Origin of the sequence: Priestia sp. TRN 1309, from assembly GCF_050846875.1 — a bacterium.
GTDB lineage: Bacteria > Bacillota > Bacilli > Bacillales > Bacillaceae_H > Priestia > Priestia zanthoxyli.
Genome location: NZ_JBOZGM010000002.1, coordinates 220,279 through 244,836, shown reverse-complemented (window position 1 = coordinate 244,836; position 24,558 = coordinate 220,279). Strand labels below are relative to the sequence as shown.

The 24,558-nt window shown below is 38.5% G+C and carries 30 protein-coding genes and 1 pseudogene; 11 read left to right on the top strand and 20 right to left on the bottom strand.

The features are described from left to right. Window positions 1–80: 80 nt before the first annotated feature. Window positions 81–413, top strand: a complete 333-nt coding sequence (locus ACRPLQ_RS08540; protein ID WP_033579345.1) for a hypothetical protein — start codon at window positions 81–83, stop codon at window positions 411–413. Between the two features lie 36 nt (window positions 414–449). On the opposite strand, the gene ACRPLQ_RS08535 is transcribed toward ACRPLQ_RS08540, so the two are convergent. After that, window positions 450–1,622, bottom strand: coding sequence for an iron-containing alcohol dehydrogenase (locus ACRPLQ_RS08535; RefSeq protein WP_098113144.1), 1,173 nt, complete (start codon window positions 1,620–1,622; stop codon window positions 450–452). An 85-nt stretch (window positions 1,623–1,707) separates the two neighbouring features. Continuing rightward, entirely contained in the window at window positions 1,708–2,598 is an 891-nt protein-coding gene (locus tag ACRPLQ_RS08530) for a LysR family transcriptional regulator (protein WP_034268834.1), read from the bottom strand. A 218-nt stretch (window positions 2,599–2,816) separates the two neighbouring features. Between ACRPLQ_RS08530 and ACRPLQ_RS08525 the strand changes: the two genes are divergently transcribed. Both ACRPLQ_RS08525 and ACRPLQ_RS08520 read left to right on the top strand, forming a co-directional pair. Beyond that, on the top strand, window positions 2,817–2,963 hold the full coding sequence (locus ACRPLQ_RS08525; RefSeq protein WP_013057506.1) for a hypothetical protein: 147 nt from the start codon (window positions 2,817–2,819) through the stop codon (window positions 2,961–2,963). A 167-nt stretch (window positions 2,964–3,130) separates the two neighbouring features. After that, window positions 3,131–4,042, top strand: a complete 912-nt coding sequence (locus tag ACRPLQ_RS08520; protein WP_325076381.1) for a DMT family transporter — start codon at window positions 3,131–3,133, stop codon at window positions 4,040–4,042. Window positions 4,043–4,228: 186 nt separating this feature from the next. Here the strand turns inward: ACRPLQ_RS08520 and ACRPLQ_RS08515 are convergent, their stop codons facing one another. Next, on the bottom strand, window positions 4,229–4,693 hold the full coding sequence (locus ACRPLQ_RS08515) for a GNAT family N-acetyltransferase (protein WP_432235890.1): 465 nt from the start codon (window positions 4,691–4,693) through the stop codon (window positions 4,229–4,231). Then, complete coding sequence (locus ACRPLQ_RS08510) at window positions 4,690–5,922, bottom strand: MFS transporter (protein WP_432235889.1); 1,233 nt, start codon at window positions 5,920–5,922, stop codon at window positions 4,690–4,692. Before ACRPLQ_RS08510 ends, ACRPLQ_RS08515 begins: the two co-directional genes overlap by 4 nt. Window positions 5,923–6,050: 128 nt before the next feature. Between ACRPLQ_RS08510 and ACRPLQ_RS08505 the strand changes: the two genes are divergently transcribed. Together ACRPLQ_RS08505 and ACRPLQ_RS08500 are read left to right on the top strand one after the other, a co-directional pair. Then, entirely contained in the window at window positions 6,051–6,455 is a 405-nt protein-coding gene (locus tag ACRPLQ_RS08505; protein ID WP_098113150.1) for a hypothetical protein, read from the top strand. Between the two features lie 43 nt (window positions 6,456–6,498). Beyond that, window positions 6,499–7,170: a glyoxalase gene (locus ACRPLQ_RS08500; RefSeq protein ID WP_367078067.1), complete on the top strand. Its 672-nt coding sequence runs from the start codon at window positions 6,499–6,501 to the stop codon at window positions 7,168–7,170. 77 nt (window positions 7,171–7,247) lie between these two features. On the opposite strand, the gene ACRPLQ_RS08495 is transcribed toward ACRPLQ_RS08500, so the two are convergent. Beyond that, window positions 7,248–7,760 (bottom strand): topology modulation protein, encoded by a 513-nt coding sequence (locus ACRPLQ_RS08495; protein ID WP_367078065.1) that lies wholly within the window; start codon window positions 7,758–7,760, stop codon window positions 7,248–7,250. Window positions 7,761–8,013: 253 nt separating this feature from the next. Between ACRPLQ_RS08495 and ACRPLQ_RS08490 the strand changes: the two genes are divergently transcribed. Beyond that, on the top strand, window positions 8,014–8,244 hold the full coding sequence (locus ACRPLQ_RS08490) for a hypothetical protein (protein WP_033579352.1): 231 nt from the start codon (window positions 8,014–8,016) through the stop codon (window positions 8,242–8,244). Window positions 8,245–8,287: 43 nt separating this feature from the next. Here the strand turns inward: ACRPLQ_RS08490 and ACRPLQ_RS08485 are convergent, their stop codons facing one another. From ACRPLQ_RS08485 to ACRPLQ_RS08470, 4 genes are all read right to left on the bottom strand, one after another. Then, window positions 8,288–8,647 carry a hypothetical protein gene (locus ACRPLQ_RS08485; protein WP_432235888.1) on the bottom strand — a complete coding sequence of 120 codons (360 nt, stop codon included), beginning with the start codon at window positions 8,645–8,647 and terminating at the stop codon, window positions 8,288–8,290. A 62-nt stretch (window positions 8,648–8,709) separates the two neighbouring features. Further along, window positions 8,710–9,471, bottom strand: a complete 762-nt coding sequence (locus ACRPLQ_RS08480) for a glucose 1-dehydrogenase (protein ID WP_034268851.1) — start codon at window positions 9,469–9,471, stop codon at window positions 8,710–8,712. Continuing rightward, complete coding sequence (locus ACRPLQ_RS08475; RefSeq protein ID WP_367078062.1) at window positions 9,468–10,499, bottom strand: zinc-dependent alcohol dehydrogenase; 1,032 nt, start codon at window positions 10,497–10,499, stop codon at window positions 9,468–9,470. The genes ACRPLQ_RS08480 and ACRPLQ_RS08475 overlap by 4 nt, the downstream gene beginning before the upstream one ends. A 71-nt stretch (window positions 10,500–10,570) precedes the next feature. Then, window positions 10,571–11,203 (bottom strand): GntR family transcriptional regulator, encoded by a 633-nt coding sequence (locus ACRPLQ_RS08470; protein WP_321201877.1) that lies wholly within the window; start codon window positions 11,201–11,203, stop codon window positions 10,571–10,573. Between the two features lie 211 nt (window positions 11,204–11,414). Here ACRPLQ_RS08470 and ACRPLQ_RS08465 point away from each other — a divergent pair, with 211 nt between their 5' ends. Next, window positions 11,415–11,873, top strand: a complete 459-nt coding sequence (locus ACRPLQ_RS08465; RefSeq protein ID WP_033579356.1) for a hypothetical protein — start codon at window positions 11,415–11,417, stop codon at window positions 11,871–11,873. Between the two features lie 70 nt (window positions 11,874–11,943). Here ACRPLQ_RS08465 and ACRPLQ_RS08460 read toward each other — a convergent pair whose 3' ends face one another. Next, on the bottom strand, window positions 11,944–12,075 hold the full coding sequence (locus ACRPLQ_RS08460; protein ID WP_255219796.1) for a hypothetical protein: 132 nt from the start codon (window positions 12,073–12,075) through the stop codon (window positions 11,944–11,946). 134 nt (window positions 12,076–12,209) lie between these two features. Then, the gene (locus ACRPLQ_RS08455; RefSeq protein ID WP_367078061.1) at window positions 12,210–13,091 is read right to left on the bottom strand and encodes a M23 family metallopeptidase; all 882 of its coding nucleotides are present in this window, start codon (window positions 13,089–13,091) and stop codon (window positions 12,210–12,212) included. Between the two features lie 263 nt (window positions 13,092–13,354). Between ACRPLQ_RS08455 and ACRPLQ_RS08450 the strand changes: the two genes are divergently transcribed. Then, window positions 13,355–13,891 carry a histidine phosphatase family protein gene (locus tag ACRPLQ_RS08450; RefSeq protein ID WP_034268866.1) on the top strand — a complete coding sequence of 179 codons (537 nt, stop codon included), beginning with the start codon at window positions 13,355–13,357 and terminating at the stop codon, window positions 13,889–13,891. A 106-nt stretch (window positions 13,892–13,997) separates the two neighbouring features. Here the strand turns inward: ACRPLQ_RS08450 and ACRPLQ_RS08445 are convergent, their stop codons facing one another. From ACRPLQ_RS08445 to ACRPLQ_RS08435, 3 genes are all read right to left on the bottom strand, one after another. Next, on the bottom strand, window positions 13,998–14,543 hold the full coding sequence (locus ACRPLQ_RS08445) for a spore coat protein (RefSeq protein WP_231504518.1): 546 nt from the start codon (window positions 14,541–14,543) through the stop codon (window positions 13,998–14,000). 91 nt (window positions 14,544–14,634) lie between these two features. Beyond that, the gene (locus ACRPLQ_RS08440; RefSeq protein WP_028409001.1) at window positions 14,635–14,835 is read right to left on the bottom strand and encodes a hypothetical protein; all 201 of its coding nucleotides are present in this window, start codon (window positions 14,833–14,835) and stop codon (window positions 14,635–14,637) included. Window positions 14,836–15,028: 193 nt separating this feature from the next. Continuing rightward, a complete protein-coding gene (locus ACRPLQ_RS08435; RefSeq protein WP_028412925.1) occupies window positions 15,029–17,062 on the bottom strand; it encodes a Na+/H+ antiporter in 2,034 nt (677 codons plus the stop codon). 269 nt (window positions 17,063–17,331) lie between these two features. Between ACRPLQ_RS08435 and ACRPLQ_RS08430 the strand changes: the two genes are divergently transcribed. Further along, window positions 17,332–18,645 carry a hemolysin family protein gene (locus ACRPLQ_RS08430; RefSeq protein WP_033579360.1) on the top strand — a complete coding sequence of 438 codons (1,314 nt, stop codon included), beginning with the start codon at window positions 17,332–17,334 and terminating at the stop codon, window positions 18,643–18,645. On the opposite strand, the gene ACRPLQ_RS08425 is transcribed toward ACRPLQ_RS08430, so the two are convergent. Continuing rightward, entirely contained in the window at window positions 18,646–19,092 is a 447-nt protein-coding gene (locus ACRPLQ_RS08425) for a DUF4385 domain-containing protein (protein ID WP_034268877.1), read from the bottom strand. A 173-nt stretch (window positions 19,093–19,265) separates the two neighbouring features. Here ACRPLQ_RS08425 and ACRPLQ_RS08420 point away from each other — a divergent pair, with 173 nt between their 5' ends. Continuing rightward, window positions 19,266–20,585 (top strand): DUF2254 domain-containing protein, encoded by a 1,320-nt coding sequence (locus ACRPLQ_RS08420; RefSeq protein WP_432235887.1) that lies wholly within the window; start codon window positions 19,266–19,268, stop codon window positions 20,583–20,585. Window positions 20,586–20,631: 46 nt separating this feature from the next. Here ACRPLQ_RS08420 and ACRPLQ_RS08415 read toward each other — a convergent pair. Further along, window positions 20,632–20,733 (bottom strand): annotated as a pseudogene (locus ACRPLQ_RS08415) (DNA topology modulation protein FlaR); the annotation flags it as partial. 134 nt (window positions 20,734–20,867) lie between these two features. Between ACRPLQ_RS08415 and ACRPLQ_RS08410 the strand changes: the two are divergent. Further along, a complete protein-coding gene (locus ACRPLQ_RS08410; protein ID WP_034268885.1) occupies window positions 20,868–21,164 on the top strand; it encodes a hypothetical protein in 297 nt (98 codons plus the stop codon). 64 nt (window positions 21,165–21,228) lie between these two features. Here the strand turns inward: ACRPLQ_RS08410 and ACRPLQ_RS08405 are convergent, their stop codons facing one another. Genes ACRPLQ_RS08405 through nikB form a run of 4 tightly spaced genes read right to left on the bottom strand, consistent with a single transcriptional unit; the run spans window position 21,229 to window position 24,556 of the window. Next, complete coding sequence (locus ACRPLQ_RS08405) at window positions 21,229–21,999, bottom strand: ABC transporter ATP-binding protein (RefSeq protein WP_165635327.1); 771 nt, start codon at window positions 21,997–21,999, stop codon at window positions 21,229–21,231. A 9-nt stretch (window positions 22,000–22,008) separates the two neighbouring features. After that, entirely contained in the window at window positions 22,009–22,806 is a 798-nt protein-coding gene (locus tag ACRPLQ_RS08400) for an ABC transporter ATP-binding protein (RefSeq protein ID WP_165635328.1), read from the bottom strand. Between the two features lie 5 nt (window positions 22,807–22,811). After that, complete coding sequence (gene nikC, locus ACRPLQ_RS08395; RefSeq protein ID WP_165635329.1) at window positions 22,812–23,618, bottom strand: nickel transporter permease; 807 nt, start codon at window positions 23,616–23,618, stop codon at window positions 22,812–22,814. After that, window positions 23,615–24,556 (bottom strand): nickel ABC transporter permease, encoded by a 942-nt coding sequence (nikB, locus tag ACRPLQ_RS08390; RefSeq protein ID WP_028412916.1) that lies wholly within the window; start codon window positions 24,554–24,556, stop codon window positions 23,615–23,617. The genes nikC and nikB overlap by 4 nt, the downstream gene beginning before the upstream one ends. Between the last annotated feature and the right edge of the window lie 2 nt (window positions 24,557–24,558).

Below are 24,558 nucleotides of genomic sequence, written 5' to 3'. Positions count from 1 at the left end.
CAAAAAGTTTTGGTAAAATGATAGACGTGTTTTATTGTCTACATCATAAGACGCACTTGATAAAAGGAAGTGAACCATACATGAGCAAAAACCGTTTTACGAAGTGGTTTTTATTTTCTTTACTACTCTTTGCCTTGAGTACTGGAGCAATGTATTATACGCTCTATATATCGTACTGGGCGTATTCTATTAAGCTGTTTTTAATTGTGGTGCCGCTCTTTACATTATTATCGGTTGCTTTTGGTTCGTTGGTAATCGTTCATGAGCGCAAAAGAAAACGCGTATTTCAGCTACAAAATGAAGGAGGCATTCCCAAAAATACGTTTATTCAAGGCTTTTCCGAAATAACGGTAGGAGCAGGCTGCATCTTGCTGTGCTTTTTTCTTTTTCTTTATTTTCTAATGGATTATTAAGTACATATAAAAAAGACGAGCAGGCAGCTCGTCTTTTTATTTGGATCTTTCTAGAATATCTCGAACGCTTGCATAATCAAGCTCTTTATAAGTACCAACACCTGGTTTTACAAAGGTCTTTTCAACAATCGCATCAAATTCAGAGTCATCAATATCATAGTCACGCAAGCTGTTCGGGGCTCCTAAGTCATTCCAGAAAGTGCGAAGCGCTTTTGCACCTTCCATTGCTGTTTCTTCATCGCTTTTTCCTTCTGGGTTGATGCCAAATACGTTTACAGCCAGTTGTTTTACACGAGAAGGATCTTCTTTTAGCACATGCTCCAGCCAGTTAGGGAACAAGATAGCAAGGCCGCCTCCGTGGGGAATATCATACACGGCCGACAGAGCATGTTCAATACGATGAGTAGCCCAGTCTCCTCCATCCGTTCCGTTTGCTAAGCTTCCGTTAAAAGCCGTCGTGCTGATATACATCATTGTTTCACGATACTGATAAGAAGTCAGGTTTGTAAGAAGCTTAGGACCTTCTTGTACAGCTGTTCTTAGCAATGATTCAATAAAGCCGTCGATCATCGGCGTATTTTCTGTGCGGTGAAAATAGTGTTCAAGCGCATGCGACATACTATCAACAATTCCATAGACTGTTTGGTCGCGCGGCACTGAAAACGTGTACGCCGGATCTAAGATAGAAAAGACGGGAAATACATGAGAAGACGTCCAACCTAGCTTTTCTTTTGTTTCCCAATTTGTAATAACAGAAGTTGAATTCATTTCAGATCCTGTTGCCGCAAGTGTTAAGACCGTTCCAAAAGGAAGAGCACCTGTAATCTCTACTTTGCGTGTAATTAAGTCCCATGTATTCCCTTCATATACGGCTCCAGCTGCGATAGCTTTTGTACAATCGATCACGCTTCCTCCCCCAACGGCTAAGAGAAAATCAATGTTTTCTTTTTTACATATGTCAACGCCTTTAGCTACCGTAGTCAAACGAGGGTTCGGTTCTACCCCAGACAGCTCGTGAACGACTGCGTTAATAGACTGAAGTTCAGCTTTCACTTCGTCGTATACGCCATTTTGTTTGATGCTTCCTCCTCCGTATACTAACAGAACGTTTACTTGTTTATGATAAGAAGCAAGCTCTTGCGATAGCTTCGTAATTTGATTTTTTCCAAAGTATAATTTGGTAGGATTGTGCTGCAAAAATATATTCATGTTCTACACCTCTAGTTTTCTTTTCTTGTAAAAAGTGTATCACGAAAGCAGCTTCATCATTATTGAAGATTCTCTATATCTATTATCAATATTTTTGATAACCTTCTTGTACAAGTGAAATGAAGTGTTGAATGGGTGCCGTCAGCCATTTTTTCTTTTTGAATATGAGCTGTGAATAAAGATAAAATTCTTCATGGTCAAACGGGATTTTAATCAGTTTTCCATTTTCAATCTCTTGTTTTACCGCTATTTCTGGCACAAGAGCAATACCTAAATTATCCGCTACGCACTGTTTAATTGCTTCAAGACTGCTAAATGAAATCACCGATTGCATATGAATACCCCTGCTGCGCATCATCTCTTCTAAAAGCGTACGATAAGGGCAGCCACTCTCGGTTAAAATGATGGTTTCACCTTCAAACTCTTCCATTACAACGTTGTTTTTTTCACTAAAAAAATGCGAAGGCGAAGCAATCATAACCATGTTTTCTTTTCGAATAGGAATCACTTCTAAACTTGAAGAGGTTTGAAGGCGATCAAGCAAAACGGCTACGTCATACTTTCCGTCAATAATCCCTTGTGTTAAATTTGGACATAAACCCGCTTCTAGCATAATCTTTAGAGAAGGGTGCTGCTTTTTTAATTCACGAATATACGGTGTAATAAAATAAGCGGCCAGCGACTCCACGGTTCCTATTGAAACTGTTCCTCTAGCATCTTCATTCGTAGTAAGGCGCTCTTTTGCTTCATTTAATAACTCGGTTACTTGATTCACATAATAAAGCAATTCTTCACCAGGCTGAGTCAGCTTCATTTTTTGTCCTGTTCGTTCAAATAGTTTTTGACCGTAATGATCCTCTAATTTTTTTATATGAGTGGTAACGCTTGACTGAGCATACCCTAATTCCTCGCCCGTTCGTGTATAGCTCCCCCACTTCGCTACTTCTTTAAATGTATATAAATAGTTAATATCCATGTGCTGCTCCTTATGTACTGCTGTTTTGTTTCGTTATCCATATGCTAAAGCTGTTCTTAATCAGAACCTATACGTAAATAGAATCACAGTACAGTATAAGCGAACTTGTTTTGCCAAGCAATTTTATCAACCTTAAAAATTCTTTTTATATTAGGCAATTACGTCGTTTTTTGTTCATAGAATGAAAAACAAACTTATGAAAAGAAAGGGTGTATCTCGTGACAGCCTACAAAGAAGTGCTATATAAAGGAAAACGCTTTGTACTGATTCACGTATATGATTCAGGGTACTGTGAAATTCGACCGATTGATCATGCTTTTAAAGTCGAACTTGTGCGATTAGATGAGATAGAACAATGTGGATAACAGTCATGAACGCAGCCATTGCAGCTGCGTTTTTGTTTATATTATAAACAAGTGGATGAGATAAAAATACCTGAATTGGCTGGCCTTTTACATAATTTCTTCCTGTATACTTTGTAACTAAGGATATCCGCACTTATTTAGTTTCTATACTTACTCGAGGTGATGACATGAAAAAAGGCTGGCTGGAATGGATATTATTATCCGTGGCGTTAATTTGGGGAGCCAATTATACAATCGGAAAATTTGGAGTTGCTCATATGTCTTCCATTCAATTTAGCGCACTGCGTTTTATAATGGTTGCTCCTATTCTTTTACTTATTACAGGAATAATAGAGCGAGGCATTCGTATCGAAAAAAAAGACTGGGGTCGTTTAATAGCGGTCAGCATAGTAGGCGTTACGCTCTATCAAACGCTGTTTATGGTATCTGTTAAGTATACGACAGCTACAAATGCTTCTTTACTTATTTCCATGTCTCCTATTTTCACAGGAATCTTAGCTATATTATATAAGCATGAAGCTTTTTCATTAAAAACACAGCTAGGCTCTATGCTTGCTTTTTTCGGGGCTGCGTTTGTCCTGCTGTTTGGTCACTCTAGTCATGCGCTGTCGCAGCTTGCATGGTTCGGAAATATCATGGGGATTGTAGCGGCCATTGCGTGGGGCTGGTACCCGATTTTAGCAAAACCTTTAGTCGTAAAATATTCTGCCTTGCGCGTGACTGCCTGGTCTGCTTTGATTGGAGCTATTCCACTTACTGTCTACTGTCTTTTCACCTATCAAACACTTACCTGGCCAACAGATATAGGCAGCTGGAGCTCTTTGGCATACTCTGTTTTGTTCGTGACGGTGTACGGGCTGGTAATGTGGTACGTAGGAATTGGAAAAATTGGATCTACAAAAGTAATGGTTTACATGTATGTTATTCCTTTATTTGCCGTTGTTTTTGCTGCTGTAGCCATTGGAGAAACCATTAATTCCATGCAGCTGCTTGGAGGACTTATTATTTTTAGCGGTTTGTATATTGTTAAAAAAAGCCCTGCTCCTAAAACAGCTCTCAAACTTAAAAAAGCAAACTAAAAAGAGTAACGGGTTCGGTTGATGCAAAAAAACAAGCTAAAAGCCATGTAATTAAAAGCCTAATTAGCATCTATTTTAATAGTGAATTAGCAATATGAATGGTAACGAATAACGCTCAGATTTTGTCTGAGCGTTATTCGTATATTATTTTAATGTCCTAATTGAATTAAGCCCCCGTTGGTTTTATTAATAAACATTTAGTATGTTGATTTTTAGTTTATATTCATGAGTAATTTTATGTTGATTGTATACGCGTTTAAAGCCGTTTCGTTCATAAAATAACTTCGCTTCGTCCGTATTTGTATAGAGAACGAGGGTGTCATAATAGTTCTCTGCATAATGAATGACCTCTTTTAAAAGTCGCTTGCCCATACCCTTTCTCCGAAACTGAGCTGAAACATAAAACCTTCTTACTCTTCCAACGTTAGCACACTTACTGTAAGGATCTTGATTAAGGCCCGCTACGGCTATTAATTGGTTTTGTTCACCGTAAACTCCCCACAACCTTTCTCCTGTTTTGTTAAATACGTTTTGACCATTTTTATATTCTGCTATTAGCTTTGTAAGAAAGGCAAAACCTTCTTGCTGACTTTCCATTAGCAGTTCTTTTATATCATGCTCCATAAGATACGTTAGCCTGATGATTTTCATATATTCTCTCTCCGTTCAGCAGGTGATTTTATTTCAATAGAATGCTTGTTATACACTAACGCTGCCACGCCTATCAGAGCCGTTAACAGCAGCATGAAGCTTGAAAATAGATATACAAACCTCACCCCAAAGAAGTCCGCTACTGTCCCTATAAACGCGATAGAAAGAATAAACGCACTCTGTACAAGAGTTGATTTTGCCGCTACTACTTTAGAAAATACCGAACTGCTGCAGACATTTTGATAAATGGTTTCCTGCGCTGCGTCTCGAAGCTGATAGGCAGGACCCATCATTATTAAAAGTACTAAAGCTAAATACGAGTTCGTTACTAATCCGTAAAAACCGGTTAAAACAGCATAACTGATTGAGCCTGCGAACATAAAAAGCAAAAGCCTTCCTTTTACCATAGAGGAGATTCGATACACAATAATCCCTCCCACTATGCTTCCAAAATAATACGCACCGTTTATATATCCCCACCATGCTTCTCCTTTTTCAAGCACTTCTTTCACAAAAGAAAGAGTAATAGCTCCAATCCAAATGCTTCCAACAAGTGATTCAATTATTTCCATTATAACGAGTGCTCTAATGCGTTTATGTATCCATAAAAAGCGCCATCCTTCCATTAGTTTTGCCACGCTTCGCTTTTGTGTTTGTTTATATGTGTGGGCTTCTTTTATAAACAGCAAGCAAACAAATGAGATCAATAGAAGACCTACCGTTATAAATAGAGACTGAGTGAATCCCGTTAAAGACAAAAATAAGCCACCAAGCGACCACCCTGCAAATAGAAAGGTTTGGTCAATTGTTGAAAGCAAACTATTCGCCTGCATTCTTTGACTATCACTTACTAAGCTGCGGACAACCGACGTTTTAAAAATAGTAAAAAAACCGTTAAAAAAAGAAATGATCCCAACAATGACAAAACACATCGCTAGTACTGTGACTGTAAATTTTTGTGTGAGTAGCATATACAATCCAGCGAGCATTCCTATTTGCATAACCTGTACAGCCCGCATAATATGAATAGATTTATATGTATCGGCTAGTAAAGGTACGCTAAGACCACTAAGGAGGCGAGCAAGTAAGCTCGTCATCGTAATCATTGATGCAAGAGCTGTTGAACCGGTGTTTTGATTTATATAGGAAGTGAGGGCCATTGTATAAAGAACAAAACCTAAATTTGTGGTTACTTGACTTGCTGCTAAAAAATAAAAACGCTGAGTCAATTTTTTCTCCTTTCCGTTAGGCGTAACATACAAAGGGATAATATTTTTTGTTAATTTTTCCCTTTTTAAACTATAACACTATTTGACGAAATCCAAAACTATCTATAATTTAGTAGATGGAGGTTTTTATGTTTAAATATAGTTTTCTTATTGTTCTTATTGCTTTTTTACTTATTAACTTTAACGGCCAGGAAAATCAAATTGTAGGTGGGAGAATAAAAAAAGAGCGAAGTGAGGTTTTCTTTGGAGAATATGACAGCTTTACAGGCCGCTACTCTCGGAGCATTAAACTCAAAAAAGGCGTAACCTACGTTTTCAGGCTATCTAAACACACTAAAAGTGGAGACCTTTCTCTATATGTAGAAGATCCAAGACGTACACGTTTCTTTGAGATGACTAATAACTCTCTTTATCTAACACCCGAAAGAACGAGAAGATATCGTATTAACTTTATAGGCTCTGAGCATAAAGGATCTTTTCAGCTTCACTGGAAAAGCAGCGTTCAAAGGGATGATAATGAAACATCTGTTTAATGCCATGTGATTTAGACAACGTTTAAACGAGGAGGAATGGTTTATGATGATTAATCAAGCTGTCCTGTACACTCATCTACTGGACGAAATGAAGGCTTTTTATGTAAATTCCCTCAATTTCCCATTAACTGCCGCTTCACCGCGTTCTTTTTCCATTAAAGTTGGTGAAAGTGAGCTCATTTTTAAAGAAAGTGCTCTACATACAAAGCCCTTTTACCATTTTGCTTTTAATCTTCCAGCAAACCGCTTTATGGAAGCGAAACAATGGGCTACTCAAAGAGTCTTCCTCAATACAGAAGAGAAGAAAGATGAGATTTATTTTGAAGCATTTGATGCTCATTCGTTTTATTTTGAAGATCCTGCTCATAATATTGTTGAATACATTTCAAGACATTCAGACTGCCCGCCATCCAACGACCCCTTTTCTTCTAAGTCGCTTTTAAGCATAGGAGAAATCAACTTGACAACGCCTCATGTCCGCTCTGTAGGGACACAGCTTATTAACTCGGGTATCACCGTGCGCAACAACAGGCCATTAAACGAGAACTTTAACTTTTTAGGAAGCGACAGTGCGTTTTTTCTTGTAGGGGCGCCTAAAAGACGGTGGTTTTTTTCGGACCGAGACTCTGAAGTTCATCCATTAACGGTGAAGGTTAATCATTCTCTAGCAGTTGCGTTAGATAAAAAAGGAATGCTGAAGATTACGCAAGAATGATTGTTTTTTCAATAAAGCCATGTAACAAGCGAACTTGTTACGTGGCTGTTTTTGTTCAAAATTCAGCTCTACTCCACCTATAGGTTTTGTATATAGTTCTCGATGTCCTTTCTGTTCATCAGCATAAAAACCTTGCAATCCTCATCGTTTCTAAGCTTTTCAAACCGTTTTCTCATCTTTTTTTGCCGCTCTCTGTACGTCGTAAGAATAAATGTAAAAAATGACCAATCTACTTTTTCAGGGCAGCCTTTTGCCATATCTTCACGCGTTTTTCTTGCATATACAATCCTCCTCTTTATCACTCGGTACACACAAACGATTAGAGGCAGCTCTAAATAAATGATGGTATCTGCACGCTTCACTCGAATATCATACGAATTGCTGTAGTTCCCATCGATAATCCAGCTGTCTTTTTTTACAATGTGCTCCTGCAATTCTCTAAAACTATCCTTGTCTCTTTCCGTCCAGCCCGGCTGCCAATACAGGCTGTCTAGATGATGTACTTCTAGATCAAGCTTTTCCCCTAATTTCTTGGCAAATGTGGACTTTCCTACTCCTGGAGAAACGCCCATTACCAGCACTCTTTTCATCTCATCACCTTACCTTTTTAAAAACTAAAGCTAATTGAAGAGAAGGCAACTGTTTATACTGACTCGGTGTACTAAAAGCAGACTGCTGTATAAAGCAGCTTCATGTTAGCAGTTTTATTCGCATAATTTTCAGATAACATATAAACATTCATCATAAATTTCTGTATTCCTTCTTGCTTTGTAGTAAATAGGTTGCTTTTATTAATCGTTTCCTTTACCTTAAATGTGAGTATATAAAAGTAAGGTGAAAAAAATGAATGCATCTATGCTAAAGAGATTTTTACGAAACCTCGGGATTTTTATTTATATTGTCATCGCAGCTATTAATATTTACTTAACGAGAAATGACTTGAGCGATATGCTTACTCGCCTTGTGCTGCTGACTATTTTACTTCCTTTGTTTTTTAGTTTTGTGTATGCGTTAGGAAAATCACATTTTAAAAGACAAGAAGAGCTCGCTCAACAAGAGAAGAAAAAAGAGTAAAAAAAGCCTTTTATAGAGAGGGATTCCCCTTTCTAAAAGGCTTTTACTTTTTTCCATATAACTGAATCTGAACTACATCAGGATTAACGTTATACTGCTTGGTAAGTTGATTTACGACTTGCTGAATGTCCTTCTTCTTATAGGAAGAAAGTTGTTCGGCCGGCAGAAGAACCAGAACTTGAGCTTCCGCATAGTCATTCAGCACCCTAACTTCTTGAAAACCCTGCTGCGTCAAAGCTGATTTTAACTCTTTTTCAAAGTCGGTGCTTTCTTTTGGGACAGCTATGGAGAACTGATTGTAAGAAACTAGCGAAACCTCTTTCTCTTTAGGCTTTTTATACACCGCCCAAGCAGTTGTCAGCACTGTGACAGCAATACCAACATTCAATATCCACACTTTCATACCATGAACGCTCCTTTTAATCGAGTTTGTTCATGATATGAAAAAATTTATTGGTTCATGCGTTATCTTCCTAGCCATCCTCCGTCTACGGCAAGCAAGTGTCCGTGAATATAAGCAGACGCATCAGAGGCTAAAAAGACGACCGCTCCTTTAAAATCATCTGCCTGTCCCCATCTGCCTGCGGGAATACGTTCAATGATTTGTCTGCTGCGCGTTTCATCGTTAATAAGTGCTTCATTCATATCAGTGGCAATGTATCCTGGTACAATTCCATTAACATTTACGCCTTTTGCTGCCCATTCATTAGATAAAGCCTTTGTAAGCTGAGCAACTCCGCCTTTTGCTGCGGCATAAGCTGGAACGGTAATACCTCCTTGGTAAGAAAGCAAAGATGCCATATTAATGATTTTTCCGCTTCCTTGTTTAAGCATTTGGCGGCCCGCCTGCTGACATAACAACCATACGGTTTTTAAATTAACGTTCATAACAGCGTCCCAATCTTCTTCTGCAAAGTCTACAGCGGGTGAACGTCTTTGAATGCCCGCGTTGTTCACTAAAATATCGAGCTTGCCAAAATAAGCAACAACCGATGAGATCGCTTCGCTTACTTGAGAAGCATTTTCTAGATCACAATTAACAATAAAACATTTTCTTCCGAGCCGTTCGATTTCTTCTTTTACTCCAAGAAACTCCTTTGAACGCTGCAAAAGAGCGATATCCGAACCTGCTTCTGCCAAAGCAATCGCCATTGATCTTCCAATTCCTCTTGTTGCTCCTGTAATCGCTGCTACTTTACCATCTAAAGAAAACAAATCTACTGTCATTGTTCATTCTCCTCTCCGTTTGGTGCAAATAAAACCTTAAGTGATTCATCAGGCCGCTGCATAAACTCAAACCCCGCTTGAATATCTTCAAGCTGCAGTTTATGAGAAATTAGGGAATCTGCTGCTATTTCACCAGTTGCCAGTAAATCAATAGCCGTCTGAAAATCTTCCCTTGTATAACATCTTGTTGTAGTTAATGAAATTTCTTTAAAGTGCATCGCTGCTAAATCTACTTCTGGAGCGTTTTTGTATACGCTCACCACTACAATCTCACCTTGAATACGGCTTGTTTCAACCATTTGTTTTGCTGTAATTTGATTTCCGGCTACTTCAAATACAACATCTGCACCAACGTCATTCGTAAGCAACCGCACTTCTTTTACGACGTCTTTTTTCGCTGCATCAATTGGTATAAAGCCCAGTTCTTTCGCTTTAGTTAAGCGATAAGAACTAATATCTGAGATCATTACTTTTTTTGCTCCTGCTCGTTTCGCAATCATCCCGATCAGCAGTCCAATAGGTCCTGCCCCTAAAATGACAGCTTGGTCTCCTACTTTCAACCGCGAGCGTCGCACTGTATGTACGGCAACTGCTACAGGTTCTGCAAGAGCTGCATGCTCGCTAGACAGTTTCTCTGGCAAGAGGTGAAGGCGGTTCACAGGAACAGCCACGTGCTGCGCAAACCCTCCATCTTGATCGATGCCGATTAGTTTTAACTGTTTACAAACGTGAAGCTGTCCTCTTACACAGGCTTCGCACGTTCCGCAGCTAAGCGTAGGTTCAACTGCTACGCGGTCACCTAAAGAAAATTCCGTTTCCCCTCGGATCTCCTCTATCACTCCGCTGAATTCATGTCCCATAGTGAGTGGCGCCTGTGCTCTAGGGTGTTTTCCAAAATAAATCATCATATCCGTTCCGCAAATTCCAGCATGAGATACCTTTACAAGCGCTTCTCCTTTTTTTATAACCGGTTTCGCTTTTTGCTGCATAACGGCTTTTGTTTCTGAAACGTAGACACCTGCTTTCATTTCTCCATCCCCCTTTGTATACTTGTCGACAAATTGAAGAGAAAAATATTTCAAATATTTTATCCCTTTTTTTATGCTTCATTCAAAAGTAAAGCTGTTATCGTATTTCGCGTGTCTTCAAAGTGACGTTTCACTTCATCTTGAATGCGTTCTGTATTTTGAGACTTTAATGCCTTAATCATTTCATGATGCTGCTTAATCAGTGGGAGCACAGCTGCTTTATCATCTCGAAATCTTTTTTCAGTCGTAATTAAAAGAGCAGCTAAAATAATTTCACGGATGCTTTCCCACAATTTTAATATCCGCTTGTGGTCTGCTTCGATAATCACGAGCTCATGAAACCGCAAATCTTGATAAGCAAACTCTACATAGTCATCGTATTTAGCTGCCATCTTCATTTGATCAATGCTTTGCTCCAGCTTTTTAATAAGCGAATCATGGTTGACTTCAGATAAACGTTCTAAGACAAAGTGTTCTAAAAGCAGACGAACATCGTACAGCTCGTTTAAATCCCTAGTTGTTAAACCAATAACAACTGCTCCCATTCGCTGTAAATCAATGAGCCCTTCGTTTGAAAGGATCCGCAGAGCTTCTCTGATAGGAGATCGACTCATTCCAAACTCTGACGAGAGCTGATTTTCTGATAGTATGGTTCCTTTTTTCAGCTCGCCGCTCATAATTTGAATTCTTAATTTGTTTACCACTTGTTCTCCCAGCGAGGCTCCGCGAAACCATCTTTCCGGGTAGGTTACCTTTTTAATGTGTCATCACTTCCTTAACCAACTTGTATACAAGTATTCAAGATTTAGTATATAGATAAGAAATCTGACTGTAAACGTTTTCTTTGCGAAATGTATATTTTTACAATTCTTTCTTACACTAAGAACTACTGATAAATAAAAGGTGGGAAGATGGATGAATCAAATTATATTATGGGGAATTCTTGTTATTCCATGGTTTTTACTGCTGCTGCTTGATAAACAGCGGGTTAAACGATTTTTTACTGTAGGGTTGTTTGCTGCATTAATGATGACAATCGCCTATCAAGTAGCGGAAAAAATGCACTGGTGGACGGTTCAAGAAAACGTATTTTTTCTTACCAGCATGGGAGCAACGATTTATTGCCTTCATATTGTGATTACGATCTTTGTCTTTTACCTTACGTATCCCGGGTTTATCTTGTACATAATGGTTAACATTATTTTGGATTTGATTCATGGTTATGTTATAGTTCCTTTTCTCGCTAAAATTGGGCTTTATAATCTGTATGAAATTAGTCATTTTGGACTTTTCCTTGTCATGACTACCGTAGCCATTATCCTTTACTTGTTTCAGCGGCTTCTTGACTTTATATTTGAAGAAAATCATGCATAAAAAGAGGCTGGGACATAACGAAATGAAGCCCACCTAAAGACGAATAAATGAGATACATGAGCTGAACCGCTTATGACACCGCAGTTGATTTTCGTGCAAGGCTTCGCTTTCCGCGGGCGGCCGCTGAGCCTCCTCGTCGCTTGCGCTCCTGCGGGGTCTTCTGTCCCGCTTTTCCCGCAGGAGTCTTCGCCTTGCCCTTCAATCAACTGCTAGAAGGAACGAAACCCATGAAGCTATATTCACCATAACCAAAAGAACGAACCACTCATCAAACATGTTGATCAATGGTTCGTTTTTCACTTGGGCTAAAATACTTTTGTCCTAGTCTCTTTTTAATCAATAGAAAAATGGAATAACCGTATCTCCGCGAATCGGTTCAACAGCTGCATGAAACTGAATTCGCAAACTTTTTGACGTTTCGATGTCAGAGGCATCCATGACGTGAAAATGAATGTGAGGTTCGGATGAATTCCCGGAATTTCCACACCTTCCGAGCAGCGTTCCTTTACGAACCACGTCTCCTTTTTTCACAGAAACCGACCCTTGCTTCAAATGTGCAAGCACACTGTATTCTTTCTCTTCATGTTCAATGATAACGTGATTTCCTAAAGGATTTTTTTTATTCGTGTGTCCAATTTCATTATCTTCTTGGCCATCAGCTGCTGCGATAACGACTCCTTCAAGCGGAGCTACAACCTTTTTTCCATAAGCATAGTAATCTTCGTTTTTCATTCCATCATTTTTATAGCTTTGCTTTCCTTTTCGCACGACTAAATCATATGCATACCTTTGGCTTTCGACTGGATGGTGATAGTTCAACACCTCATGCTTTCCACCCCAATAGACAAACCATTCACTTTGAATCGGCATCGTATATTTGTTTGTACTCCGTCTCTCTCTCTCTGAAAATGATTCTATAGGAGCAAGCACAAGTGCTTGTATAATATTATGTTCATCAAACATAACGCTGATGGCTTTTCTCTGCGTAGAATTTATCCAAATAAACTGCTCAATTTGAGGGGTTAAATAAAGATTTGTTTCTAGTCTGTAGAACTGTTCTCCTTGATTAAACAATTTGCTCTGCTCCAAAAATTGCTGAAGGGAAACTTGACGTTTAAATTCTTCGCTTACACAATCATAAAGCTTCTTAAAATCCCCTTCTGCAAATAAAGTTCCAAACTCTTCTCTGATATTCACTTTTCTCTCTGTATCCATCATTGTAATCCACCCTTTTATATGTATTTCAATTTGTTTGAATTATCTATAAGTAATACGTTTTATCTTATAAAAAGGTTTCATTTTCCAATTATTCTATCTCAAAATCTTCTCCTATACCTTATTTACAATTTTCTCAATCCATTTTATACTTATTTTACAAATATTTGAAAGGAGGTGCAGCATGATGAAAATAACGTTAAATAAGAAAATCAAGCTGCGCCGAGTAAGTATTTTTGGCGCTTAAATTTTAAGGAGATTTCACAATGAAAGTAGCATTAGTACGTCATTACAAAGTAAACAAAGGGCTTCCAGAAAACCACCGCTTATCCACCGATGAACTAGTGGCTTGGTTTCAGGAATATGATGAATCAGATATTACGTATGGAGAGACTGATTTAAATAATATTGAATGGAAACGCTGTTTTTCAAGCGATATGCCGCGAGCACACAAAACGGCAAAGCATATTTATAAACAAGAGATCACTCTTCTTCCGGAACTTAGAGAAATACCCATGCCTATTATTCCAGTAAAATTTAAACTTCCTTTTATCCTCTGGGCATTACTGTTTCGCATGTCCGGACTCATCAACAAACAAGCTCGTACAGATATGGCTGAGACTAAGAGAAAAGTAGCAGCAGTGCTAGATCGCGCTATTTCCGAGTCAGAAGACGATTTGCTGATTGTCAGCCACGGAGGCATTATGAAATTTATGCGTAAAGAACTTATAAAACGCGGCTTTAAAGGGCCTCGGTTTGATATTGCTGTTAACGGAAAGCTTTATTTATTTGAGAAAGAATAAAATTTTTCATCATGTCGAACCGTTTCTTTTACCAGCCAATTCAAAACAAAAAAAGCGTATACAGGCCATAGGCTTGTCTACGCTTCACTATGCAAGAATTAAAAGCTTATAGCTCGATTTCTAATTCTACTAACAGAGCAAGTAATAGCTCAATTAATACTTGAATGTTGATTGCAATTTCAGTGTCTGATACATCGATTTTTACATTTCGTGAATTTTTAATAACTGTACGCTGTCTATTAATTTGTTTGATAGATGATTTTTGGAATAATTCTTGTGCAATTGACTCTGCTTCTGCACTGCGTCCAATTGCAATTGTTAAAACAAGAACGATTGCCGCTTGTAGTGCTGCTTGTACAGATAAAGCCGCTTTGATGCTTGTTGTGTTTACTTCAACGTCTGCCGAATCGCATATAAAAATAGTTTCTTCAGAATATTGAACCGTTTCCTCTTTTTGTTTCGCTACTTGATTTTCTCTAACAGCGTTGAATGCCGGATGGCTAGAGCCTTCCAATGCACTCCATCCAGATCCTCCGCATTTTGTTTCTTTTCTTTTCTTTTTACCTTTAAAATAATCTTCTGCTTCCTCATACTCTTTTTTCATATAATACTTACCCTCTTCAGGATTGTAATAGCTGTAGTATTTACTCATATCAATCACCCTTCTAAAAGTTTTTGTTTTTGCAAAACCACATGATTTTCTTGATTAAAACCGCTTTATACCCTTCTGGTCATCAACGTTCTTATTTGAGTGTGTCGTTAACTTTGGACTGAAGCTCAGCAACAATTTGCTTAATTTTTTGTTTTTGCTCAGGGGATAAATTTCTTAGAGAATTTTCTGAAACACCATACTTTTTTAGTACATCAGAGATTAAAGCATCAGCAACACGGCTTGTCTGATCACTGTTAAAAGCTGAAGCGATTACTTTGCGTAAATTGCTCATATAAATATCAACTCCTGTTAGAAATATTGTGAGGTGAAGTAGCTCACCTGTTAACAATATATGTAATTTAAAGCAATTCGTATGGACTGATGACAGTGGACAAGCACACATTTTTTGTACGAGCTTTAATGAAGATAAAAGATCATATTTATAAGCACATTAAAAAGTCGCAGAGACTACTCTCTGCGACTTTTTAATAACCATTTTCTTCAATTGTTAATGCTTCACGCAAAGCGATATCTTTTCGGATATTATGAGCGATTTCACGCGTGATTTCTCCTTTTTCATAAAGTTCTTGCACCGTTTCCCGCTCGGTATGAAACGCTTTATAACATAAATCTCTCGTTGCTTTTTTACGTTTACCTGAATTATACTCCGTACTCTCTTTTCTAAGTCTTGCCATGGATCTATGGTATTCACTAATGATAGCAAGTGAAATCATTCGATTTTCTTCGTTCATATTTTCTTTAATGACCTTTATCGCTTCTTCAATCATTTGAATACGTACTTTGTTCACTTTACTTCTTCTGCGCAGGCTTTGTTTTCTTAAAGCCTGCTTATTCGGTGAAAAAATTCGGACTAGTAGTAGTAAAACTTTTTTAAACCTCATCCAGCTCACCAATAATTTGTACCTTACACGATTGGTTACAGCCATTTCAAGCTTGTGCGTATGTTCCAAACAAATATACGCTGTCTCACGATCTATTTTTTCCTCTTTTAATAGCTTTTCCACCAATTTTCCCTTGGCCTGGAGAGCCAGCAATCGAATTTCTTCTTCATACTGTTTGTTTTCAGAGGCTTCTAAAGGATGCGTTTTAACAATGATGTTATTAATCGTTGTATTATACGTTGAAATTAACGAAAGCGCTGCTCCACGATTTTCTTCGGTCATTTCTCTTTTTAACCGCTGAATAGCAGCTTTGTGCACTTTAATGCGTGCTTTAACCTCTTTTGTATTGCGCTCAGGCTTCTTCGGCGCCTTTTCTGTTTTCGCAATAACAGGTAAAAGAATGCTTGCCGCAACTAAGGTTAACAATATAACGCCTGCTGCTAGAAAAATAATCAGAGAGCGTTCCGGGAAATCACTGCCGTTATCAAGCGTATAAGGAATCGAGAACGCTCCGGCTAACGTAACAGCTCCTCGTACACCTGAAACCGTAATAATACCAATAGACCGAGGCTCAGGTTTTAGATGCTTGTTGTTTTTGTAATACCAGCCTACTGACCATGATACCATCACCCAAATAAATCGTAGTACAAGCAAAAAGACAGTAATAATCAAAATATAAAGAAGCACTTGTCCATTATTAAAGTTTGGATCTTGAATAATTGCTTTCGCCACTTTTGGTATTTGCAGACCAAGCAGCACAAAAACCAAGCCATTTAACAAATATAAAATAACCGTCCAAGTACTTTTTGATACCACTTTAAGCTGCTGGTTAGGTGATTCCTCTCGGTCGCGCTCAATCGCATGCACAATGCCGCCTGCTACAACTGCCAAGATTCCCGATAGATGAAAGTGTTCAGCAATGTAGAAGACAACAAATGGAGTTAGAATTTGTATTAACATATGAATCGTAATGTCTTCCATTCCTAAACGTCGAACAAGTACACGCAGTCTGATAATCAGAAAAGCGATAAATGCTCCTACAAACAAACCGCCCAGCGCTACCCAAAGGAACTGAAATGTAGCATCTACGATTGAAAAAACGCCCGTTACGGTAGCAGCTACTGCTACTTGAAACGCTACAAGACCAGAGGCATCATTCATCAGTCCTTCCCCTTCAAGCAAATGCATAATTCGCTTAGGCAGCTTTACTCGGCTCGCCATAGCTCCAACTGCCACTACATCTGTTGGGGACAAAATAGCGGCTAGTGCAAATGCCGCCGGTAACGGAATGGAAGGGATAAGCCAATTGATTAGATATCCCCCTACTGCCACCGTTACAAAAACCAGTCCCAGCGCTAGTAATAAAATAGGTGTACGAAGCTTCCAAAGAGCAGCTCTTGACACGTTTTTCCCATCATTAAATAATAGCGGGGCAATAAATAAAATAAAAAATAATTCAGGTTCCAAATGGACATCTCCGCCAAATGGCAATATAGCAAGCCCTGCTCCCAAAGCTATTTGAACTAACGGAACAGGAATAAATGGCACAAAATGATTAATGATATTAGATAGACCAATCAAAGCCAATAAGACTAATATCGTCAGAAAAAATTCCATAAAAACAATCGACTCCTACTTCTATTTACATCTCTTTAAAGGTATCACGTTGTCTCTTTTCGTTCATTTTATAATGTTTAGTTTACGCTTTTTCTGCCAAAAAATGTTGCGGGTTATTAAAAAGTGTTCTTTCTTTTCGATAAGTTTATTTCTACGGAGATTAAGGGAACAGTATACATGATATTCTTTATTTACCATATAAATCAGCTCATCAAACTTTTATAAAGGAGGTGTTCCCTTATCCGTTTCAACGGGGTAAGGAGATAAATTTGGAAACAGTAAATGTCATCTTATTCATCGTATTAATCATATTAACAGCCTTTTTTGTTGCAACGGAATTTGCCGTCATTAGGGTACGGTCGACTAGAATCGATCAGTTAATTGAAGAAGGAAACCGGAACGCTTTAGCAGCAAAAAAAGTAGTATCAAATTTAGATGGTTATCTTTCAGCCACACAGCTGGGCATTACGGTTACCGCATTGGGTCTAGGCTGGATAGGTGAACCTACGGTAGGTCATTTATTAGAGCCGCTTATTGACATGCTTCCTTTTGCTACATCACTTTCGCATGTCATATCTTTTGTTCTTGCTTTTTCGATTGTCACATTTTTAAATGTGGTAGCTGGAGAACTTGCGCCCAAAACGGTGGCGATTCAAAAGGCCGAACAAGTGACGCTGTTATTTTCCCGTCCTCTTATTCTTTTTTCTAAGTTACTTTATCCGTTTATTTGGCTTTTAAACCACTCAGCAAGAGGCGTTGTCGGATTATTCGGCCTGAAGCCAGCTTCTGAAAATGAAGTAGCTCATAGTGAAGAAGAACTTAGAATTATTTTATCTGAAAGCTATGAGAGCGGTGAAATTAATCAATCGGAATTTAAGTTCATGAATAATATCTTTGAATTTGATAATCGTACGGCTAAAGAAATCATGGTGCCTCGTACAGAAATTGTTAGCGTATCAGCAGATGAAACGATAGAAGAATTCTTAAAAATGGCTAGAGTAGAGCAATATACTCGCTATCCAGTAGTTATAGATGGAAACAAAGATCAAGTGGTGGGATTAGTTAATATTAAAGAAATATTAGCGGATTACATAAAAGAAGATGATATCAAACCACGTACCGTGCAAACGTATATGAAACCCATCATTCAAGTCATTGATTCCATCGCCATTTACGACTTATTGCTTAAAATTCAAAGGGACAGAATTCACATGGCCATCTTAATAGACGAGTATGGAGGAACAACGGGGCTTGTAACGGTTGAAGACATTTTAGAAGAAATTGTTGGTGAAATTCGTGATGAATTTGATGATGATGAAATACCGGACGTACACAAAATTAATGAAAATCACTACGTACTAGATGCGAAGGTGTTGATTGAAGAAGTAAATGATTTACTCGGAACAACTATTGAACAAGAAGACGTTGATACCATTGGCGGCTGGATGCTGACCGAAAAGTTTGATCTTGCTAAAGGTGATAGCATCAAAAACGAAGGTTTTTCATTTAAAGTCATTGATATTGAACATCACCATATTAAACGAATCGAAATAACAAAGGAAAAAAGTACGGATCCCAGCTGATTATCCGTACTTTTTTTGATGCTCTTTTTTCATTTGCAAGTACTCTTTATTCTCTCGTACCTCTTTCCATTTTTCCATAAAAATTGATGCCGATTCTGCTTTTTGTTCATCAATTTGCCGTTCGTTACGCTCGCCGTCTTTGTTGTATTTCTTTCCGCCTTTGTAGTTCGCGTAGCGCCTCGATCGCGTGTATCCCATTTGGAGAAATTTCCGGGCCATGTCCATTCCAACAAAATCGCTTTTTTCTTTGTAGGTTAAAAAAAGCTGATAGATGGCGTCGGCGGATTCCTCAGCAATGTCAGGTGTACGAAAACGCCAGTGAGGAAGAATTTCACTTTTATATGGCTCAACAAGGAGAACTCCTTGTTCTCCTTTTCCTACTCTATACTTTTCAGGATGTTTTCTAAAATCGATATGTTCAAAGTCAAGTGAATAATCAAATGCCACGGCTCTTCCCTCCTTTTTGATCTCTACCCTTTACAAATGAATGATAAAACTTTTCTTAAAGAAGTTTTTCACATGCAGGTGAGGGTAATAATAGGTGGATAAGTATGGTTAACTTTTTTCTTCATACTAAAAGAAGTCCGAACTTATTAAATCATGATATGGGAGATTTCGTTATGTCAATAAAGCTACAGCAAAATCGAATAAAAGCTAATTTTTGGATTACTCCTTCTATATACGGAATTGTTGCTTTTATTTTAGCCACTATTAGTACATTTTTAGATCGATATTTGACAGCTCACAAACAGTGGTTAAAGTTAGTTCCTTCCGTGTTTCTAACGGATAAAGAGCTTGCTCATACTATTTTAAGTTCAGTATCAAATTCCTTATTAACGATGACGACAATTACGTTTTCTTCTGTGTTAGTGGTACTGACTACGTTTGTAGGTCAGTTTTCTCCTAGAACGATTCAGAACTTTAATACAGATGCCAAAACTCAGCGCGTGCTTGGCACTTTTATCGGTGGATACGTATACGTGCTTGTAGTGCTCATTCAAGTTCGCAGCAACCAAGTCAGCAATACTTTTATTGTTCCTTCATTAGCCATCGTGGTAGCATTCATTTGCTTAGGGATGTTTGTGTTTTTGATTCACCACGTCATCAACTGGATTAAAGTCGGAAATTTAATTTCAAACATTGCCAAAAAAACGATGCTTACCATTGAAGAGAGACGGCTAGAACAACAAAAGCACCCCGAATCAAAGAATGAAATACAGGTTGATTTTGATAGTGAAAACACACTGCAAATTAAAAGTAACAGACAAGGATATATTCAATATATCGAACTCAACCATTTAACAGCACTAGCATCTAAATTAAATGTCATTGTTAAACTCGAAAAAGCACCCGGAGAGTATGTAGAAGCAGACACACCGTTATTAACTGTAATCACTCACAATCAATCGTTAGAACGTGAAAAATTTCTTCATTGCTTGTTTATTACAAATGACCAAGAATCGATCCAAGACGTAAAATTAGGTATTCAAAAACTAAGTGAAATTGCATTAAGAGCTATTTCACCAGCTATTAATGACCCTGAAACAGCTATTAACTGCATTGAACAGCTCACGCAAGTGTTTATCAAACTCGGACAAAGTTATTCTTCCTCTCCTTATTATTGCGATGAAGAAGGACGTATTCGAGTGCTGCTAGAAAGACCTTCTTTTACGGATTATTTGTACAAAGCGTTCTATCAAATTCGCCATTATGGAAAAGAAGATGTTTCCGTGATGTCTGCTGTCATTAAGGCATTAACTGTAATCGCTGAAACAAATCGCTCTGCCATCAAAAACGACGTGTGGTTTTTTTCTTCCTATATCGTAGAAGGACTGCAAAAGGAAGAGTGGCTTAAAATGGACAAAGAGTTTCTTAATCAGCTTCTCAAAAACCTTGCAAAAGCTTGTGAAAAAAAATGCGGGTCTATGTTGATAGAATAAAAACCAAAAAAAGCCGCTCATCAACTGAGCGGCTTTTTCTTACGATGTGAGGAACTTCTAATCTATGGGATAACAAACGGGCTAGAGTCGTTTTTCCACTTCCAACGGATCCAACGATATGTATTTTTTTACATGAAGCGCTTTGAATACTTCATCTCCTCCTACTTCAAACCTGTTCTTCTATACATATTGTATCATTCAAGTTCTTTTTCTCTAATGCAAACCAAAACGTTTTATGCTAGTATTTTATGGTACTTGACTGACAAAAGGAGTGAAAACACAGTGCCTAAAACCCTTTTTGGAAAACTTACGCTGTTTTGGATTGGACTATTTTTATTAATTACAGGTCTATTTTTTTATTATAAATATACAAACCAAGGGTTTACAGCTGCAGATTTATTCTTTCGCTCCTCTCCTCCTTTAGCTACTATTGGCTTTCTTTTAAGCGCAGCCGGACTATATGAAGAACGAGGAAAAAACAAGCTAATTCCTCTTGTTGTACTCACCATTAGTTTTATCATGCTCTGCCAAGCAGGCTATCACTTTATCCATATGCATACTCCACCGCCGCGTCCCTGACTTTGTCTCATTCTCATTTATAAAAAAGCTCTCGTTTAGTATATTAAACGAAGAGCTTTATTTTCTATTCAAATAAACGCACAAGCTTTTTTGTATAGGGATGCCTGTTTTTATCAAATAGCTGTGCACGGTCAAATTGATCGATAACCTCGCCTTGCTGCATAACCATCATGCGACTGCTCATAAATTTTACTGCTGCTAAATCATGCGAAATAAAAAGATAAGACAGCTGAAAAGTCTCCTGCAAATCTTTTAATAAATTTAAAATCTTTGCTTGTACCGTAACATCAAGGCTCGCTGTTGGTTCGTCTAACAGTACCAGAGACGGACCTACGCTAATGGCACGCGCAATCGCTACACGCTGAAGCTGTCCTCCGCTGAGTTCATGGGGATAATTCAACGCATATTCTGCGTTAATTCCAACTTTTTCTAACAAATAAAAAGCGATTTCTTTTTCATTTCTGCTCACATGAGATAAAAATGAAGGAACGGTTCGCTGCTGCCGCAAAGGCTCGAGCAAAGAATCGATGATTTTTACTTTTGGATTAAAAGAAGCCGCGGGGTTTTGAAATACCACTTGCATGCCTAGACGAGCTTGCTGCAGTTTTTTCCCTTTTAACCGGTGAAGAGGTTTCTCTGCAAACCATACTTCTCCCTGCTGAGCCTCTGTTAACCTTAGCACGCTTTTTACAAGCGTACTTTTTCCGCTTCCACTTTCTCCGACAATCCCTACACATTCCCCTTTATCGATATGCAGGGAAACATTATTTAGCGCTTTAACGTCTTTATACTGTTTCACAAGCTGCGTGACGCGTAATATATTTTTTTCTTTCATATCTCACTCCTATATCAACACTTTTTTCTGCGTATCTAACAATCGATCAGGCGTTTTCCGTAAAGAAGGAATGGCGTTAAACAGTTTTTTTGTGTAAAAATGACGCGGAGTGTGAAGCAGAGATTCGATACTGTTTTCTTCCACGATTTCTCCTGCTAGCATAATGGCTCCCCGGTCCGCATATTTCCGCACATGACGCAAATCATGAGTAATAAACAGAATGGCACAGCCAGCTTCTTCTTTCAGCTTATACAGCAGCTGAAGAACTTCAGCTGCTGCCACGCTATCTAAAGCCGTAGTTGGTTCATCTGCGATAATCAAGGCAGGCTTCATCACCAGCGCTAAAGCAATCGCTGCTCGCTGAAGCTGTCCTCCGCTCAGCTGAGCAGCATAGCTTTTATACACGCGTTCATTAGGTAAATTCACCGCTTTTAAAGCCTGAAAAATGGCGGATTTCCTGTCTTTTTTAGACAGCTCACTATGAGTACGAACCGTTTCATCAAACTGCTTTCCAATTGTTAAAAAAGGCGTAAAAGCGCTTCGATAATCTTGAAAGATATACGAAATATCTTTTCCAAGGATAGGAGCCTCTCCTTTCTGTTTAAAGGTGATAGAGCCTTCTTTAAGCGTTACACCTGAAGGCAGCAGTCCTCCTATCGAAGCAGCAGTGATGCTTTTCCCGCTTCCGCTTTCTCCAACGAGCGCCATCCACTGTCCTTGTTCGATTGTGAAAGAAACGTCTTTTATGATTTGTTTTGTTTTATTATAAATGGCTAGATGCTTTACTTCTAAAACGATGACGATCACCTCTTTTATCGATTAACTTGATATTTCCCTCGAATATATTCACCTAAAGCTGTAAACGTCAGCACAAATAAAATAATGGCCACACCTGGTATCAACATTAGCTGCGGAGCATTGTAAAAGTAAGCCCTGCCTTCATTTAGCATCGTTCCCCATTCCGGAGTAGGCGGCTGAGTCCCTAGTCCAATATAGGATAATGAAGCCATCATTAAAATAATTTTCCCTATATCCAGCGTAGCAAGAACAAGAATATGTCCCCCGACGTGAGGAAGAAAATGGCGAAGGATTAAAGGCAGTGTTCCCACTCCATTTAATTTAGCGATCAGCACATATTCTTTTGACTTCTCTTGAAGCACAATACTCCGCACTACCCTTGCATAACTAACCCACTTTACAATAACCATTGCAGCAATTAAGTTAAATAATCCAGGCCCTAACAGTCCGCTTAAGACAATGGCTGCAATATAATCAGGAAAAGCTAAAAAAGCATCTACAATTCTCATTAAAAAGCGATCTATCTTTCCTCCAATATACCCTGAAACTAAACCAACCGGGACTCCAATCAAAAGAGAGAGCGCTAAGACAAGAAAACTAGTTCCAATCGTAGTCTGAGATCCAGCTATGATTCGTGAAAAAAGATCTCTGCCTAAGTGGTCAGTCCCTAGCCAGTGATCACTGTTGGCTTTTTGAAGCCGGTCTTGCATATTGACTTGTGTGGGGTCCATTGGTATTAGCTGACTTCCAAACAGACAAAATAAAATAAGCACAATACCACACATGCTTATTACTACAAAAAGAAGCTGCGGCTTTTTCACGTTTTATCCCCTCCCTTTACATAGAGCTGGGGATTTACATATTTGTAGCTCAAATCCACAAGTGAATTGATTAAAACAACAAACAGGCCCATCCACAAAATATACCCTTGAATCACAGGATAATCACGATTCATAATCGCATCAATAACTAGTTTTCCAATTCCAGGATAAGCAAAAAGCACTTCAATAATAACCGTTCCTCCAAGTAAACTCCCTAAGCTTGTCCCTAAAATGGTAAGAATGGGTGTTAAGCTATACCGAAACGCATGGAAAATAAAAATGCGGCTTTCACTTATTCCTCTTGCTCGAGCAGATCGTACAAAATCTTGTTTCAATCCTTCTAGCAGACTAGCTCTAATCATTCGCATATACACAGCGGACATGGCAAAACCAAGTGTTAAAGAAGGCAGCACAAGATGGGCTGCTGTGCCTGTACCCATTGAAGGAAGCCATTGAAGACGTACAGAGAACAGCTGTATAAACAAAAGACCGAGCCAAAAGCTTGGAATAGACGCTCCAATTAAAGAAATACTTCTGCTGAGATAATCAATCCACTTATTTGGATATAGTGCTGACAGCGTTCCGAGTGGCACAGCTATTAACAGCATCACAACCAAAGATGCAACCGTCAAGCGCAGCGTAGCCGGAAACTTCTCAACTAATTCGTCGATGACTGGCTCTTTTGTCATATACGAAGATCCTAAATCAAACTGAAAAAAACGCGTCAGCCATTTTCCATATTGAATATATACAGGTTCGTTAAACCCTAGCTCTGTTCTCAAACTATTTATTTGTTCCTCAGACACTGCCACGTCATCTACGCGAAGCATTTGCTTAACCGGATCTCCCGGAGCTAGCTTCATTAAAACAAAGCTGAGAAACGATAGTATAACTAAAAAAATGAGTAATTCTATTATTCTTTTACCAATTAATTTCATAT

What these genes read in the sequence shown, in the direction of transcription:
- ACRPLQ_RS08540 (WP_033579345.1), top strand. Translation starts at nt 81, where the DNA reads ATGAGCAAAAACCGTTTTACGAAGTGGTTTTTATTTTCTTTACTACTC.
- ACRPLQ_RS08535 (WP_098113144.1), bottom strand. Translation starts at nt 1,622, where the DNA reads ATGAATATATTTTTGCAGCACAATCCTACCAAATTATACTTTGGAAAA.
- ACRPLQ_RS08530 (WP_034268834.1), bottom strand. Translation starts at nt 2,598, where the DNA reads ATGGATATTAACTATTTATATACATTTAAAGAAGTAGCGAAGTGGGGG.
- ACRPLQ_RS08520 (WP_325076381.1), top strand. Translation starts at nt 3,131, where the DNA reads ATGAAAAAAGGCTGGCTGGAATGGATATTATTATCCGTGGCGTTAATT.
- ACRPLQ_RS08515 (WP_432235890.1), bottom strand. Translation starts at nt 4,693, where the DNA reads ATGAAAATCATCAGGCTAACGTATCTTATGGAGCATGATATAAAAGAA.
- ACRPLQ_RS08505 (WP_098113150.1), top strand. Translation starts at nt 6,051, where the DNA reads ATGTTTAAATATAGTTTTCTTATTGTTCTTATTGCTTTTTTACTTATT.
- ACRPLQ_RS08500 (WP_367078067.1), top strand. Translation starts at nt 6,499, where the DNA reads ATGATGATTAATCAAGCTGTCCTGTACACTCATCTACTGGACGAAATG.
- ACRPLQ_RS08495 (WP_367078065.1), bottom strand. Translation starts at nt 7,760, where the DNA reads ATGAAAAGAGTGCTGGTAATGGGCGTTTCTCCAGGAGTAGGAAAGTCC.
- ACRPLQ_RS08490 (WP_033579352.1), top strand. Translation starts at nt 8,014, where the DNA reads ATGAATGCATCTATGCTAAAGAGATTTTTACGAAACCTCGGGATTTTT.
- ACRPLQ_RS08485 (WP_432235888.1), bottom strand. Translation starts at nt 8,647, where the DNA reads ATGAAAGTGTGGATATTGAATGTTGGTATTGCTGTCACAGTGCTGACA.
- ACRPLQ_RS08480 (WP_034268851.1), bottom strand. Translation starts at nt 9,471, where the DNA reads ATGACAGTAGATTTGTTTTCTTTAGATGGTAAAGTAGCAGCGATTACA.
- ACRPLQ_RS08475 (WP_367078062.1), bottom strand. Translation starts at nt 10,499, where the DNA reads ATGAAAGCAGGTGTCTACGTTTCAGAAACAAAAGCCGTTATGCAGCAA.
- ACRPLQ_RS08465 (WP_033579356.1), top strand. Translation starts at nt 11,415, where the DNA reads ATGAATCAAATTATATTATGGGGAATTCTTGTTATTCCATGGTTTTTA.
- ACRPLQ_RS08455 (WP_367078061.1), bottom strand. Translation starts at nt 13,091, where the DNA reads ATGATGGATACAGAGAGAAAAGTGAATATCAGAGAAGAGTTTGGAACT.
- ACRPLQ_RS08450 (WP_034268866.1), top strand. Translation starts at nt 13,355, where the DNA reads ATGAAAGTAGCATTAGTACGTCATTACAAAGTAAACAAAGGGCTTCCA.
- ACRPLQ_RS08445 (WP_231504518.1), bottom strand. Translation starts at nt 14,543, where the DNA reads ATGAGTAAATACTACAGCTATTACAATCCTGAAGAGGGTAAGTATTAT.
- ACRPLQ_RS08440 (WP_028409001.1), bottom strand. Translation starts at nt 14,835, where the DNA reads ATGAGCAATTTACGCAAAGTAATCGCTTCAGCTTTTAACAGTGATCAG.
- ACRPLQ_RS08435 (WP_028412925.1), bottom strand. Translation starts at nt 17,062, where the DNA reads ATGGAATTTTTTCTGACGATATTAGTCTTATTGGCTTTGATTGGTCTA.
- ACRPLQ_RS08420 (WP_432235887.1), top strand. Translation starts at nt 19,266, where the DNA reads ATGTCAATAAAGCTACAGCAAAATCGAATAAAAGCTAATTTTTGGATT.
- ACRPLQ_RS08405 (WP_165635327.1), bottom strand. Translation starts at nt 21,999, where the DNA reads ATGAAAGAAAAAAATATATTACGCGTCACGCAGCTTGTGAAACAGTAT.
- nikB (WP_028412916.1), bottom strand. Translation starts at nt 24,556, where the DNA reads ATGAAATTAATTGGTAAAAGAATAATAGAATTACTCATTTTTTTAGTT.